The 14,083-nt window shown below is 60.1% G+C and carries 12 protein-coding genes; 2 read left to right on the forward strand and 10 right to left on the reverse strand.

What is annotated here, in order from left to right; translation table 11 throughout:
* Nucleotides 1-6: 6 nt before the first annotated feature.
* The 6 genes from EXQ56_07930 to EXQ56_07955 all read right to left on the reverse strand — a co-directional run bounded on the left by EXQ56_07930 (nucleotide 7) and on the right by EXQ56_07955 (nucleotide 7,007).
* The gene (locus EXQ56_07930; GenBank protein MSO20380.1) at nucleotides 7-1,200 is read right to left on the reverse strand and encodes a Fic family protein; all 1,194 of its coding nucleotides are present in this window, start codon (nucleotides 1,198-1,200) and stop codon (nucleotides 7-9) included.
* A gap of 160 nt (nucleotides 1,201-1,360) precedes the next feature.
* Nucleotides 1,361-2,830, reverse strand: a complete 1,470-nt coding sequence (locus EXQ56_07935; GenBank protein MSO20381.1) for an amidophosphoribosyltransferase — start codon at nucleotides 2,828-2,830, stop codon at nucleotides 1,361-1,363.
* A 52-nt stretch (nucleotides 2,831-2,882) separates the two neighbouring features.
* Nucleotides 2,883-5,198 carry a phosphoribosylformylglycinamidine synthase subunit PurL gene (gene purL, locus EXQ56_07940; GenBank protein ID MSO20382.1) on the reverse strand — a complete coding sequence of 772 codons (2,316 nt, stop codon included), beginning with the start codon at nucleotides 5,196-5,198 and terminating at the stop codon, nucleotides 2,883-2,885.
* A gap of 140 nt (nucleotides 5,199-5,338) precedes the next feature.
* Complete coding sequence (gene purQ / locus EXQ56_07945; protein MSO20383.1) at nucleotides 5,339-6,076, reverse strand: phosphoribosylformylglycinamidine synthase subunit PurQ; 738 nt, start codon at nucleotides 6,074-6,076, stop codon at nucleotides 5,339-5,341.
* A 117-nt stretch (nucleotides 6,077-6,193) separates the two neighbouring features.
* Nucleotides 6,194-6,658: a carboxypeptidase regulatory-like domain-containing protein gene (locus EXQ56_07950; protein ID MSO20384.1), complete on the reverse strand. Its 465-nt coding sequence runs from the start codon at nucleotides 6,656-6,658 to the stop codon at nucleotides 6,194-6,196.
* Nucleotides 6,659-6,740: 82 nt separating this feature from the next.
* A complete protein-coding gene (locus EXQ56_07955; protein MSO20385.1) occupies nucleotides 6,741-7,007 on the reverse strand; it encodes a hypothetical protein in 267 nt (88 codons plus the stop codon).
* A gap of 263 nt (nucleotides 7,008-7,270) precedes the next feature.
* On the opposite strand from EXQ56_07955, the gene EXQ56_07960 reads away from it, so the two are divergent.
* The gene (locus tag EXQ56_07960) at nucleotides 7,271-7,843 is read left to right on the forward strand and encodes an NUDIX domain-containing protein (GenBank protein MSO20386.1); all 573 of its coding nucleotides are present in this window, start codon (nucleotides 7,271-7,273) and stop codon (nucleotides 7,841-7,843) included.
* 554 nt (nucleotides 7,844-8,397) lie between these two features.
* Here the strand turns inward: EXQ56_07960 and EXQ56_07965 are convergent.
* From EXQ56_07965 to EXQ56_07980, 4 genes are all read right to left on the reverse strand, one after another.
* Entirely contained in the window at nucleotides 8,398-8,988 is a 591-nt protein-coding gene (locus EXQ56_07965; protein ID MSO20387.1) for a hypothetical protein, read from the reverse strand.
* 153 nt (nucleotides 8,989-9,141) lie between these two features.
* The gene (locus tag EXQ56_07970; GenBank protein MSO20388.1) at nucleotides 9,142-11,001 is read right to left on the reverse strand and encodes a hypothetical protein; all 1,860 of its coding nucleotides are present in this window, start codon (nucleotides 10,999-11,001) and stop codon (nucleotides 9,142-9,144) included.
* A 24-nt stretch (nucleotides 11,002-11,025) separates the two neighbouring features.
* Complete coding sequence (locus EXQ56_07975) at nucleotides 11,026-11,223, reverse strand: hypothetical protein (GenBank protein MSO20389.1); 198 nt, start codon at nucleotides 11,221-11,223, stop codon at nucleotides 11,026-11,028.
* Nucleotides 11,224-11,467: 244 nt separating this feature from the next.
* Nucleotides 11,468-12,910, reverse strand: a complete 1,443-nt coding sequence (locus EXQ56_07980) for a hypothetical protein (protein MSO20390.1) — start codon at nucleotides 12,908-12,910, stop codon at nucleotides 11,468-11,470.
* A gap of 193 nt (nucleotides 12,911-13,103) precedes the next feature.
* Here EXQ56_07980 and EXQ56_07985 point away from each other — a divergent pair, with 193 nt between their 5' ends.
* Nucleotides 13,104-14,048, forward strand: coding sequence for a magnesium transporter CorA (locus EXQ56_07985; GenBank protein MSO20391.1), 945 nt, complete (start codon nucleotides 13,104-13,106; stop codon nucleotides 14,046-14,048).
* The last annotated feature ends 35 nt before the right edge of the window (nucleotides 14,049-14,083 follow it).

A 14,083-nucleotide genomic window follows, 5' to 3' on the forward strand; every position in this document is an offset into this window, starting at 1 on the left:
ATCTTCCTATTGAAACATGTTGTGAGTTCTTGCCTTCGGAAGATGCTTGATGCGTGAAAAGAACTCGGTTTCTGTTATCTCCGTGGGCCAGTCCAAATTAACTGAAAGTAGAGGGCCATCGCGGAGTGGATTTCCAGAGGCGGATGTCACTGCCTCCAGCGACACGAGCTCGGTCAAGTCTCTGGCAAAGGCCTTTGTTGGCGCCTTCATAGAATTGTACAAAGGAAGAGTAGCATTGATCAGCGGCCATAACTGCATCGACTCCTTCAGCAGCAGCTTCAATATTTCAAGTTGTCGCTCTACGATCACGCGGCGTTTCGGGGTGCGGAGACGTTGAAACAGATCAAACATCAAATTCCGGAACAGCGCCTTCTGCACGTTCACTCGGATATCGGCCAGCACGCGGCGCGATTGCTCCGCGATGCCCTTAAGCCCGAATTTCAGAAATCCAGTCAGGTCATGATCTGCTGCGCGCACGCCTGCGAGCGTCGACAGATAGCTCTCTTTTTCATCGCAATAGTAATTCGACATTGGTATCGAGCAGATCGACCGCAGTCCCGCCCGCTGCAACAATAGCGCCTCCATTGCGCGAGCCGTTCGACCGTTGCCGTCCAGAAACGGATGCATCGCAGCGATATGGTAATGCACGGCCAGAGCCTGGATTAGGGGGTCATGATCCCTGAATTCCTGCTGTATGGAACGGCATAGCTTTGCAAATACTCTCTCGCATTCCTCTCCCCCGCTTACGCCGCGATGCAAGGGAATGCTAAAAGTTACGTTTTGATCTGGACCACGCAGCCGACCCGGGGGGCGGTGATCATCATCCGCGCCTGCGATCATGCGGGCATGAATCTCAAAAATTAACGCCTGATCGATCGGTCGATCAACTGGAATCTCACGAATCCACTTATAAGCCAATTGCGCGGCACGGGCTTGTTTCTGCGACCGGGTAAAATGCTGTCCTGGGGAGTCAGCCAGCGCGGCGTCGAGCTCCTGCTCGGTGAACTCCGCGCCCTCAATGCGCGAGGTGCCCGCAACCTCCCGCTTTAGTTGCAGCTCCTGCAAATCCTCCACCCACTCGCGCTGGTATGGAACGGTCTGTAACGATAGCACCGCAGCCTTGGCTTCCGCCAAGGCAACCATTAATTGGTCCGGCTGATAGCGTAGCCAGCCTCTGGGTTCAAGGTAAGAAATATGCACGAAATAATCATACTAAATTCCAACTACAAATACCAATAATTTCCAATTTATTTCGTTATTTATTATATAGTTACAAACTTATTTTGTACATAAATTTCCATATAATTTCCAGAATGTATCCGCCCCAATTGCATCCTGATCGAAGATAAGGGCGTTGCAGTTAGCGCCGATGCAAGGCCTCCAGATTGGAGGGCGTCAGCTTGGTCGGGTAGTTGCCCGTGTAGCAGGCGGTGCAGAACTCGCCGGCCTTGTCGTTGACGGCGTTGCGCAGTCCTTCCAGCGAGAGATAGGCCAGGCTGTCGGCGCCCACGTATTCACGGATGCCATCGACGCTGTAATTGGCCGCGATCAACTCTTTCTGGTTGGGGGTATCGATGCCGTAATAGCACGGCGCGACCGTGGGCGGACAACTGATGCGCAGATGCACCTCGCGCGCGCCGCCCTCGCGCATGATGCGGACAATCTTGCGGCTGGTTGTCCCGCGCACGATGGAGTCATCCACCAGCACCACGCGCTTGCCCTCGAGCAAGCTGCGCACCGGATTGAGTTTCAGGCGCACGCCGAAGTCGCGGATGTTCTGCTCGGGCTCGATGAAGGTGCGGCCAACATAGTGATTGCGGATAAGCCCGAACTGAAAGGGCAGGCCGGATTCAGCCGCATAGCCGATGGCCGCGGCCACGCCGGAGTCCGGGACGGGAACCACCAGATCAGCGTCAGCGGGAGCCTCGCGCGCCAGTTGCCTCCCCAGAGCATCGCGCGAAGAATTCACGGAGCGGCCAAACAACATGCTGTCGGGACGCGCGAAGTAGACATGCTCGAAGATGCAGAACGAATGCTGCGCCTCGGGCGCGAAGCGGAAGCGATGCGGGCCGGCGGCGTCCACGCGAACAATTTCGCCGGGAGCAACTTCGCCGACGTACTTCGCGCTGATCAGATCGAAGGCGCAGGTCTCGGAGGCGAAGACGTAACTTTCTTCCCGGCCCAGCTCCGGGCCCAGCGGAAGATTCTCGCTGCGTGAGATCACGCCCATCACCAGCGGACGGAAGCCGCGCGGATCGCGCATCGCGAAGATGCGGTCGCCATGCAGCAGGACGATGGAGAATGCGCCTTCAATCTGCGCCAGCGACTCAGCCAGCGCCGATTCGAAGTCCTTTTTGAGCGAGCGGGCGATGAGGTGGAGAATGACTTCGGTGTCCGAGGTGGTCTGAAAGATCGAGCCGCTGTCTTCGAGTTGGCGGCGGAGCTGACGGGCGTTGGTGAGATTGCCGTTATGCGCCAGCGCGACGGTGCCTTTGTTGAAGCCGGCGATCAGAGGCTGGGCGTTGAGCAGCACAGTGTCGCCCGCCGTGGAGTAGCGGGTGTGTCCGATGGCCAGCCAGCCGCGCAACTCGCGCATCTTGTCTTCTGGAAAAACTTCGGCGACCTGTCCCATGCCCTTGTGATGCCAGATACGGCGCCCGTTGCTCGAGACAATTCCGGCGCTCTCCTGCCCGCGATGCTGCTGGGCATAAAGACCGAGGTAGGAAAGATTGGCGGCCTCCGGATGGCCATAGACGGCCATGACGCCGCACTCATCGTGAAACTTGTCGTCGTCGATCACATTCTTTTTTGCGGCTTGTTCCTGAAACATCCGTAATCTCCTTCCCCGCGGGGGGACCCACCAGAAACGTTGCAACAAACGTCTAGACGCGAACCTCTTCAATCGTAGCCGGGAAAATGTCTTCGTAGGCCGACCGCAGCGATTCCAGAGAAACGCTGAATAGTTTATGGCCTTGTTGCGAGACGACCAGCGCCTCGCCGCCCGTAACGCCGATCTCATCGGCGCGGATATTATATTGCGAAACGATGTGGTCGATCCGCGCGCGCGACTCCTTCGTCGCCGAAAGCAATATGCGCGAGGCGTCCTCGCCAAACAATAATCGGCGGGCATCATCTGCTTGATTGAGCTTGACGCTCGCGCCGACGCCGCTCGACAACGCGCACTCGGCCAGCGCCACGGCCAGGCCGCCATCGCTCAGATCATGCGCGGATTCGACCAGGCCTTCCGCAATCAGATGGCGGCAGCAGGCCTGCACGCGCTGCTCATAAGCCATCTCCACATACGGCGGCAAGCCCCACAACTCTCCTAAGATCGTTTGCGCATATTGCGACGAGCCGAAGCTCACCGCGAAACTCTCATCTGTGGTGGTTACGCCGCCCAGCACGATAATACTGCGACCGGCGTGACTGCCCGTGGGGCGGAACCACGCCGTGGCATGAGCCTCAGCCTTCTCCAGCAAGCCGACCACGCCGATCACGGGAGTGGGATAGATAGCGCGGCCTTCCGTCTCGTTATAGAAACTGACGTTGCCTCCGGTGATGGGAATTGACAGCGCCTCACAGGCCTCGGTGATGCCGTCGATGACTTCGCTGAACTGCCACAGGATCGAGGGCTTCTCCGGATTGCCGAAGTTGAGGCAGTTGGTTCCGCCAATGGGCTCGGCCCCGGTGGCGCTGACGTTGCGCGACGCCTCGGCCACGGCCAGCCGCGCGCCGCGCCTGGGATCGAGATAACAGTAGCGGCCATTGCCGTCAAGAGCCATGGCCAGCCCCTGGCCCGTCTCCTTGATGCGGATCACTCCCGCATCTCCGCCGGGACCGGTAATGGTGTTGGTGCGCACCATGCTGTCGTACTGCTCGGTGATCCAGCGCTTCGAGGAGATATTCGGTGCGGCGAGCAGACGCACCAGGTCCAGGGCCAGATCCTCTCCGCTGCGCGCATGATCGAATTGCGCCTTTACCGCGGCGGGCGGATCGAGCGGCTCCAGGCGCGACCGCGGCGCCCAGGGCCGGTCGTACACGGGAGCTTCGTCGGTAAGCGCGGTGTTGGGAATTTCGGCCACCACCTTGCCGCCCTCTTTGACGCGCATCACCGGCTCGGGAATCACCGTGCCGATCTCCACGGCATCGAGTCCCCACTTCTTGAAGATGCCGATGACTTCCTGCTCATGCCCACGCTCGGCAACCAGGAGCATGCGTTCCTGCGATTCGCTGAGCATAATCTCGTAAGCGGTCATGCCGGTCTCGCGCTGCGGCACAAGGTCCATTTCAATCTCGACGCCCACGCCGCCGCGTCCGCCCATCTCGCACGTCGAGCAGGTCAGTCCCGCCGCGCCCATGTCCTGAATGCCCAGCACGCGCCCGGAGTGCATGGCTTCGAGGCAGGCTTCCAGCAGAAGCTTCTCCAGGAACGGATCGCCCACTTGCACGTTGGGGCGCTTCTGCTGGCCGTCCGCGCCGGAGAACTGCGCCGATGCCAGCAGCGAGGCACCGTGAATGCCGTCGCGACCCGTCTTGGCGCCGACGTAGATTACGGGATTGCCCACGCCCTCCGCCTTGGCGAAGAAGAGTTCGTCCTTGCGGGCCAGACCCAGCGCGAAGGCGTTCACCAGCGGGTTGTCCTGATAGCAGGCTTCGAAGACCGTTTCGCCGCCCACGTTGGGCACGCCAAAGCAATTGCCATAATGTCCGACGCCGCCCACAACGCCGCGCAGGATGCGGCGGTTCTGGGTGATCTTCACGGGTACGCCACCTGGCAAGGAAAGCGTGCGGTCTTCGACGATGGGACCAAAACGCAGCGAGTCCATGATGGCCACGGGTCGCGCGCCCATGGTGAAGATGTCGCGTAGAATGCCCCCCACGCCAGTGGCCGCGCCCTGAAATGGCTCGACGAAGCTGGGGTGGTTGTGCGACTCCACCTTAAAGACGCAGGCCAAGCCGTGGCCGAGGTCCACCACGCCGGCGTTCTCCCCAGGGCCTTGCAGCACGCGAGCGCCGCGCGTGGGCAGCCGCTTCAGATGCATGCGCGAGCTCTTGTAGCTGCAATGCTCGCTCCACATCACGCTGAAGATGCCCAGCTCGGTGAGCGAAGGCTCACGGCCCAGCAAGGTCAGGACGCGGGAATACTCCTCCGGCGTGATCTGATGCTGCTCAATCAACTCTGGCGTGATGGTCGACAAGGGTTCTTCTGCCTTGGTAGCCACGGTGAGCGGTTTTCTCGCCGTGGGTTTTTGGTTCGCTTCGCAAAAGCCCACGGCGAGAAAACCGCTCACCGTGGCTACCCGTGCCTCGCACAAAACTTCCAATCCGCCGCCGCGGCTTAGCGGTGCGGCGCAACCGCCTCTGTAGCCTTGGGCCGCGCATACGCTCCGCTAATTGCGTTGATGGCCGATTGAAAAATGGTGCGCCCATCGGTGGAGCCGAGCAGCGCCTCGCAGGCACGCTCCGGATGCGGCATCATGCCCATCACATTGCCGCTGCGGTTGCAGATGCCGGCGATGTGATGCAGCGAACCGTTGGGGTTGGCGCGATCCGACAAGCCGCCATCCGCCTCGCAATAGCGGAAGACAATCTCCCGGCGCCGCTGCAGGGTTTCCAGCGTTTCGTCATCGACGTAGTAGTTGCCCTCGCCGTGGTTGATGGGAATGGACAACACCTGGCCGGGGCGCAGAGCGTTGGTAAAGGGCGTGTCGACATTCTCGACGCGCAGATGCACGGGGCGGCAGATGAAACGCAAGTTGCGGTTGCGCAGCATCGCGCCCTTCAACATGCCGGATTCGAGCAGGATCTGAAAGCCATTGCAGATGCCCAACACCAGCCCACCGCGCGCGGCAAACTTTTTCACCGACTCCATGATGGGCGCGAAGTGGGCGATGGCGCCCGTGCGCAGATAGTCGCCGTAGGAAAATCCGCCAGGAAGGATGATGGCGTCCGAGCGCTCGAGGTCAGTTGATTGGTGCCACAAGAATGCGGCTTGTTGCCCGAGGGCGTCCTGGACCGCATGAAAAGCGTCGTGGTCGCAGTTGCTGCCCGGAAATACCACTACCCCGAATTTCATGAGCCCCCGCGGATAGTTGAACCGATTTGAAAACGATGTCGAGTGGAGTTAAGAAGAAATTATATCACGGCGGCGAAGGATCATGCAGCGGGAAGGGAACGAGGAGGGAAAGAAAATCTAGTTGGCGGGTTTCAGTTCCAGCGTGACCTGGACTTCGTCACGGTCGTCGAAGGAGCTGACAGTTTTCTTGTCGCTGACGCCGCCCTGAAACTCGGCGTGAACTTCGTAGTCGGTGTCGCGATCCAGGCCGCGAATCACGAAGCGGCCTTCCGCTCCCGCGATGCGCGTGCGAACCTCGGAGGTTTTCTTATTCTTCAGATGCACCACCGCCTGGGCGACGCCCAGCTTCTGGTCATTTGGCCCGGCTTGCACCACCTGGCCGGAGAGGTTCTTCATGACCTGCTGCTCGCGCTTGGACGGGCCGGGAAAGGTTACGTTGGGGGTTCCGCGGTTCTGCGCAACCAGCGCCATGGGTGCAGCGAGGAAGCCAGAAGAGGCCAGCAGCGCAATGGCGCACGCCCGCGCCACTCCAGAAAACACTCCGCGACTTCCTGAGAACTCGATTTTGCGAATACTATGCATGACTGTCTACTTAGATGCTACCACGTCTCACGCAGTTGGCCTCAATAACGGTGCTTGGCAAGGACCCGCCGAAACAAGTCGGCTACTCCTTATCGTCGTCTTTGTCGTCGCCGTAAGGGTCGTCCTCGTCGTCGTCCTCATCGTCATCCTCATCCTCGTCGTCGGGATCATCCTCTTCATCATCATCATCATCAATAGCATCCTCGTCCTTGGCCAGATTGAACTCCAGCGGATTGGTGCTGATGACCTCCAGCTCGGCGGCGCAGTCGGGACAACTCACCAGTTCGCCTTCCTCGATTTCATCAGGATCGATATCAATCATCGCTTCACATTCAGGACACTGCGCCATGCGACCTCCAATCATTCCCCACACGGAAAATTTACTAGCCCCGGCATAGTTCGCTTCACACGCGACACCGCTTTCGCGGGACTCTCCGCGCACTTGCCCCAGAGTTCGCGAAGATGAGCGCCAAGGGAAATTATAGTATCGCTATCCGCGTTAGCAAGGTGAAAAGAATTGTGGAGTGCCCGCCAAGAGAACAGCATTATCGCGCGGTGTCAAGTGGGCCGCGGGGATGCGAGTATGATGAAAGAGCAGAGAAAGGCCAAACGATGAGCGCACGCGAGTATCCGGAACGGCCGCTGGTGGGCGTCGGCGCAGCCATAGTTGACGGCGTGGGCAACTCGGCGCGGGTGCTGCTGGCGCGCCGCGGTCGCGCGCCGTCGCTGGGCGAATGGTCCATTCCGGGCGGACTGGTGAAAGTCGGCGAGACGCTCGAGCAAGCCCTCATCCGCGAAGTGCGCGAAGAGACGGGCCTGCGCGTGCGGGTCATCAAGATGATCGAAGTCCTGGATCGCATTATCTATCAAGACGAGGACGGCGCGCCCATTTTGGTTGGAGATGCGATGCAGAGGATGCAAATGAAGCAGATGATGCAGAGGACCGGAGAAGAGCTTGCCGGTTCGCCTTCGTCCGCTGAGCCGCATACCGCAGCCGATCCGCGCCGCGTGCAGTATCACTACGTCATCATCGACTACGTTTGCCGCCTCGAAGAAGATTCGCTGCCAGCGCATGCCCAGGCCTCCTCGGACGCCGCCGAACTTCGCTGGGCATTACGTGAAGAGCTAAGCCAGTACTGGCTGCACCCCGCGCTGCTGCGTGTGCTTGGGAAGAGCTTAGATTGAGACTGTGGCAAAATCCAGCCAGCCGGCGCGAATCCCGAATGACACGAGAAGCAAAAAGGGGGGGTGCCTGGCCTTGCGGCTGGGCGCTCCCCCTAATCGGTATGCTGTGGAGATTTGCTGAGGCGGTCAACTCAATGGTCAAAATGATCGCCGAGCCGAACGATTAAAAGGTCGAAATCGATCCGGCTGGGCGCGACCACGAACTGAGCCACCGCTTGCAGCGGCAAACCCGGTCAGCTCAAGAGCCGAGCGCCTAAGCCTCAGCCACCTCACTAGGTCTTTTGTCTTCTGTCAACACGGACCACCTCCTTTCCTGTGTGACTGCATCGTAATGTCGGACGGCGGAGCGTGTCAAGAAAAGTTTGCGTGGAGGGAAGCCGTGTGCAAAGTGGGGCACGGCGGGCGCGGAACTTGTTCACTCCACCGAATAACAAAAGCAGATTCTTCACTGCGCTCAGGATGGCAGGCGGATGACCGGGGATGGCGGTGGGCCAAATAAAAACGCCCCGCGGGGCGGGGCGTTTGGGAAGCAATTCATGGATGACAGAGAAAACTTACTGAGCACGCTCGCCTAGACGCAGAACAAATCCAGTGGAGATGCGCGCGCCCTGCACCTTTCTGGATTCCTGGCCACGCAGCAGGAAGTAATCGAACTGAATCAAGCGGTAAGTAAACTTGCCTTCGTTGCCGATGTCCACGCCGCCGCCGGCCACCAGGCCGAAACCATTCACTCCACCGGAAAACTGGAATGAGGTGGCGGCAGTACCCACGTTGGCGATCTCTTCGTTAATGCGCGCATAACCCATCAGCACGTGGACAAACGGAGTGAACATCTTGGTGGAGCGGTCCGTGATGCGTGGGCCAATCAGAACGGTATGCACGCTGGTATCGATATCCGTATCGCCAAGAACCGTTGAAAAGGATTCCTTCCCGTACCCACCCGCGGCCTCGACAACGATGCCCAGGTGCTCATTGAGGTTTCCGGCTACGTTCACGTTCCAGCCATTGAAATTGACGCCTTCACTGCGCGAGTAGGCGTAGCCACCGAAGACCTCGCCCTTGGGCACGGACTGGGCCTTCCCAACAGCGGGGCCAACAGCGGGCAATAGCATGAGCAGTACTGCGGTTAACAACATCTTACGCATGGGTCGATCCTCCTAAGGATATCGTCAAAATTCGGTTACTGTCCGCAGGCCTCGCGTATGCCGGTAAATCCGGTTGTGCGATGACCCGCACCGCGGCTGGTATTCTGCTTCGTCAAAATTGGCCCGCACGGGGGGCCAACCGCTGGCGTACAATTACCGCCGAACGTTTGTAATGGTGGTCACGAAACTGCCGCCCAACTGCACGGACTGGGCCGGGGTGGTCCCGCTTCCTCCGACAGCAATGGTCGCGTGGATGGTTCCCACGATGGAATCGCCCACCGCAAAATCCGGACGCTTGAAATCAATGCTGACCGCTCCGCCCGTGATGGGTGCGGCGATGGTAGCCGTTACCGTGCGAGTCGGGGAAGCGCCGCTGCCTACATAGAAGAATTGGTTGACGCCAGCCGGCTGCCTGATGGTGAAGATCAGTTTGTTATCCACGAACTGTCCGTCTTTGAAAGCCATGAGAATGGCGATCAGGCTGGCTGGATTGGAGTAATCCTGGCAATGAACCTGCCCGGAGTAGGTCGGTCCAACCGAGCCGGCGATGGCGATGGTGCAACCCGCGCCTCCCACCAACTGGTTGAAGAATGCGATCTCTTCAATTTCCTCGCCCGCCGCCGCCGGATTGGGCGACTTGACCTTCAAGCCGAAGCTGGCGACATAACTTCCCGCCAAATTGGCCTGGAAGAAAGTCGGAGGTTGGGGGAACAGGAAGCCTACGCTCAACCCTGCGGACTGACTCGACTTACCCGCCGCCGAGACCACCACGGCTTTTTCACCGGCATTCAGATCCGGCACGGAGACCGTAATCCGGTACCGTCCCACTGCGCCAATCTCGGCTACCGAGGAGAGGACGCGGGCCACTGAACCGCCGATGGAAACGCTAGCGGAAACGATCGTTGTCTGTCCGCCACCGTTCTCGCCGGAGGCCAGAGTGCCAGCGGTAGCGGAAGTAAGTGTCGCTCCCATGCCGTTTACCAGGATGCTGATCGCCTCACCAGGAAGTGCGGGAAATGCCTCACCCACGAGGGTTCCATTGGCGTGAAATGCCAGCACTGAACCTGCTCCTCCGCCGTCCACGGTATAAATTCCCGGGGCAGCCGTCACCACTTGCAAAGGCTCGGCCCTGCTGATTCCGTTCTCGGTCCGCACCACAATATTCACGGACGAGCCGGGTTGAATTTCAAACGGCACCTGAGCGTTAATCTGACCGCTCGAAACCAACAGCAAGGGAGCCGGTATATTTCCAATGGTTACCGAGGTGCCTAGAAGCTGCCGGGGAAGCGGAGCGCCTGCGCTCACGGCGGAGCCCGAAGCCAGATTGCTGCCGAAGATGGAAATAATGCTGCCCGGCGCGGCGGTCCTGTCCGGAGACAAAGCCAAGCTGGCGCCATTCAAAACTTGCCCAGTAAAGATCAACGGACTGATGGGGCTGCTGGTCTCGGAGAGGCCGACGCGAACCGTGGTGGAGGCGCGTGAGGACCGCCCATCGGAAGTGATGCTGACCACATGGTCTCCTACGGGAACATCAGGAACAATCATGCGAACCATGTATTGTCCCACTTGTCCGCTTACCGCGCGGGCGGATACCACAGCTGCCGGGGTGCCGCCGATGCTGGCTGTGGGGACGAACAGCGTCGGCTGATCGCCGCCCGGTCCACCGGTTACCAGCGCGACTCCGCCTGCGGAGATCGTGGCTCCCAGGCCGGTCGTCAGTACCTGTATCTCCTGACCGATCTGCGCCGGATTGGTGCTGTTGATCAGTCTGTTGGCTGTGTTGAAAACCAAGGCCGCCCCGCCACCGGAAGAGTTGGCCGTGAACACGCCAGGCGCTGTCGGTCGAACGGTAACGAATACCGTTGCGCTCGGCTGCCCTCCCACCCAGACCGTCATTTGGGACGGGCCATTCGTGGGAGTCTCGAAAGGTACTTGCGCGTTGATCTGATTGGGAGAGACAAACAGCAGTGGGATAAAGCTATCACCGAGCAGCACGGCCGAGTTGCCGATCACCGTCGGCAGCGGGAAACTGCCCGCCTAAGCCGTGGTGTTGCCCAGGCCCTGACCAAATATCGTAATGATGCTTCCGGGCGCCGCCACATTCGTGGGGTCGGAGGCCAGGCTGGCTGCGTTCAGCACCCCGCCGCTACCGACGTTAGGCCCGCTCTGAGCTTGGGCCACGCCTACGAATAGTATTGCCGCCAAAACCGCACTCAACCATGATGGGTTGCGCATTGCTTTCTCCCTCGAAGTGGCCACGAATTTTGTCCCAAGGCCTGATTTCTCACTAGAAACACAAGTAGAGTATCCCGCTAGTCAAACACGAAGATAATGCTACTGCAACATCCCGCCAAGGCCCATTAGACCCCGATCTTCCGCGTGTAATGTATAGGTTACTAGCGTGGGGAGGAGGCAAACAGAGCCGGGGTGTCCCGGATGTCCCAACGCGGCTCGGTTTGCAAAAGACCTGTTCGCCGCGCTAGCGCGGGAAGCGCAGCGAACTGAGCATCTGTTGGAAGCTCGGCTCCCAGGCTTTGTAATCCGATTCCGGCGCGATGAAGACCACGTACCAAAGGCCTTCCGGGCGGAAGGAGGTAACGATCAAGTTTGATTCATTTTCCCCTTGTAGCGGCGAACGGCCTGTTGCGCTCACCGACATCATCTCCTGATTGTCATTGCCGCGGAACGTGCGCGGCTTGCCGACCACTTTCAAGTCGGCGTTGCTCTTTTGCAGATCGCGCACCAACTGCCCCGTGGCGGCTTCCAGAGTCAGACGACGCCCGGCCTCGGGAGTAGCCTCAAAGATGCTGATGAGCGCGCCGTAAGCCAGTGCCGGCTGCGAGTTGGGGCCGGCCTGCACCACGCCTTCCGGAGGCAGCAGCGTGATGGTCGACGTTCCTTCACCATAGACTTGCCAATTATCGGGATACTGCAGATTGAACTGTTCCGTGTTCAGCGCGCGCAGCTTTTTGGAGGGCGCGCCGGGCCGCGCTCCGTTGGTATTGGCCGCGGGAGCGGTGGGCGGGCGAACCGCCGGAGCGGGCAGTCCACCCACCCGCGCTTTGATGGTTGCGAACTCCGGGCTGTCGGACGCAAATTGCTTCGCTGCTCCCAGTGAAGGAACCAACTTGGCCACATCGTTTTTGCGGTTGCCCGGATTGGGGTGGCTCGCGAAAAACTCCGGGCCGCCGCGCCCGCCTTGCTGTTCGAGCACCGCGAAGAAGTCGGCCATCGCTTTCGGGTCGTACCCGGCATCGTAGAGAATCTGCGCGCCTTGCTCATCGGCCTGCTTCTCGGCGCCCCGTGAGAATTTCAGAAACGTGGACTGCAGCCCGAAGCCAATGCCCATCGCCGCCAATTGTCCGCCGACTCCACCGCCGGAGAGCACGCCGCCGAGGATGGCCAGCGGCGCCTGCGCCAGCATGGCTTTGGACGCCTGATTGGTGGAGTGCCGTATGGCCACGTGCGAAATTTCGTGAGCCATCACGCCCGCCAGTTGCGCTTCGTTGGCGGCGGCGATGATGGCGGTGTGAATGTAGATGGGTCCGCCGGGCAGCGCGAAGGCGTTCAGCTCTTTGTTGTTGACCAGCTTGAAGGTGTATGGAAACTTGTGTCCTGGAGCGAAGCCCACCAGCTTGCGTCCCAGCCGATTGATGTAATCATTCAACTCGGCATTATTGACCAGCTCGATTTCCTTCTCGATTTCCTTGATTGCCTCGCGACCCATCTCGATATCCTGGTCCGGCGAAAAGGAGTTGTATCCCGGCTTGATGTTTACCCGCGCCTCGGCGGGCAGCGCGGTGGTCAGCAGCATCACGCCGGCCATGAAGACCGCCACCGCCGCGCGTCCGGCGGATTCGCCCTGCGGGGGTGGATTCAGGCGAAGATGATTCCGGGTGAGTCGGGACATTGGTTCGCTCATTGGTTCGCTCCTTCGGACCCGACAACAATCGGCTGGATGCAGTTTGCCGATGGTGCGCGCGGGGCATCAATATCTTAGACCATATTTACCATCTCCAAGTTGTCCTAATTTCGTTCCCAGGCAACGGTCCGTCCGTGGCTGGGTTATACTGACGCGAGCATTTGCTGAGAGGATCGCCAGGGAATAGCCGACTATGGAATGGCATGACATCTGCGACCCGAACGACCCGGAGCTGGACCGGCTGGCCGAGCGCTACGGTTTGCACTCTCTACACATTGAAGACTGCCGTCACGGCGGGCAGAATGCCAAACTCGAAGAGCAGCCCGGCTATTTATTCGTCGTGCTGAAGCCCGTCGAGATCGGCGCGCAGGGGGAGTTGGAGTTCTCCGATCTCGATCTATTCGTTGGTCCCGATTTTCTGATCACCGTGCAGGAGTCGGCGTGCCAGCCGGTACGCACGCTACTCGATCAGTTGCACAGCGCCGCAGGCCGGCCAAGTTCCCTTCACGGGCAGCAGCCTGACCCCAGCCTGGCGCTGCGTCCGCATCACGTTCCCGCCGGAGATTCTGCATCGCGCCCCGATCAGCTTTTCTACCGCATCGCCGACGGCGTGGTGGATGCCTACCTGCCCGCCCTCGATTTTTTCTATGACCTAAGCGATTCTCTCGATGAAGAGGTTCTGCAAGACCCCTCGCCCGGCGCGCTGGACCGCATCTTCGGAGCCAAGCGCAGCCTGATCGAGCTGCGCCGCGTGCTGGCCAACACCCGCGACGTCGCCCTGCACCTGCAACACACCGAAAGCGATTTAATTGGCCGCGATCTGTGGCCCTTCCTGCGCGACATCTACGACCACGTGGCGCGCAATCTGGACACGGTCGAAGTCCAGCGCGATCTGCTCAGCGGGGCGATGGAGATCTATCTCTCCTCGCAGGCGCAGCGCACCAATCAGGTGATGAAAGTTCTGACCATCCTGGGCACCATCGCCCTGCCCGTCCTGACCATCTCCGGCATCTATGGCATGAACCTGCACGGCCTCCCCTGGGCCGACCACCCCCTCGGCGGCTGGCTGGCCATCGCCCTGATGGCCACCACCACCGCCGCCCTGCTGGCCCTGCTCAAGCGCATGGACTGGCTGTAGCTCGAGCAAGGGGTGCCCGGATCACCGGTGGCGCG

It is taken from the genome of Acidobacteriota bacterium (assembly GCA_009691245.1).
Taxonomy (GTDB): Bacteria; Acidobacteriota; Terriglobia; order 2-12-FULL-54-10; family 2-12-FULL-54-10; genus SHUM01.

Excerpts from the sequence above, each read along its gene's own strand:
- EXQ56_07955 (MSO20385.1), bottom strand. The coding sequence starts at position 7,007 with ATGGCGCAGTGTCCTGAATGTGAAGCGATGATTGATATCGATCCTGAT.
- EXQ56_07950 (MSO20384.1), bottom strand. The coding sequence starts at position 6,658 with ATGCATAGTATTCGCAAAATCGAGTTCTCAGGAAGTCGCGGAGTGTTT.
- EXQ56_07980 (MSO20390.1), bottom strand. The coding sequence starts at position 12,910 with ATGAGCGAACCAATGTCCCGACTCACCCGGAATCATCTTCGCCTGAAT.
- EXQ56_07965 (MSO20387.1), bottom strand. The coding sequence starts at position 8,988 with ATGCGTAAGATGTTGTTAACCGCAGTACTGCTCATGCTATTGCCCGCT.
- purQ (MSO20383.1), bottom strand. The coding sequence starts at position 6,076 with ATGAAATTCGGGGTAGTGGTATTTCCGGGCAGCAACTGCGACCACGAC.
- EXQ56_07975 (MSO20389.1), bottom strand. The coding sequence starts at position 11,223 with ATGCGCAACCCATCATGGTTGAGTGCGGTTTTGGCGGCAATACTATTC.
- EXQ56_07935 (MSO20381.1), bottom strand. The coding sequence starts at position 2,830 with ATGTTTCAGGAACAAGCCGCAAAAAAGAATGTGATCGACGACGACAAG.
- EXQ56_07985 (MSO20391.1), top strand. The coding sequence starts at position 13,104 with ATGGAATGGCATGACATCTGCGACCCGAACGACCCGGAGCTGGACCGG.
- EXQ56_07960 (MSO20386.1), top strand. The coding sequence starts at position 7,271 with ATGAGCGCACGCGAGTATCCGGAACGGCCGCTGGTGGGCGTCGGCGCA.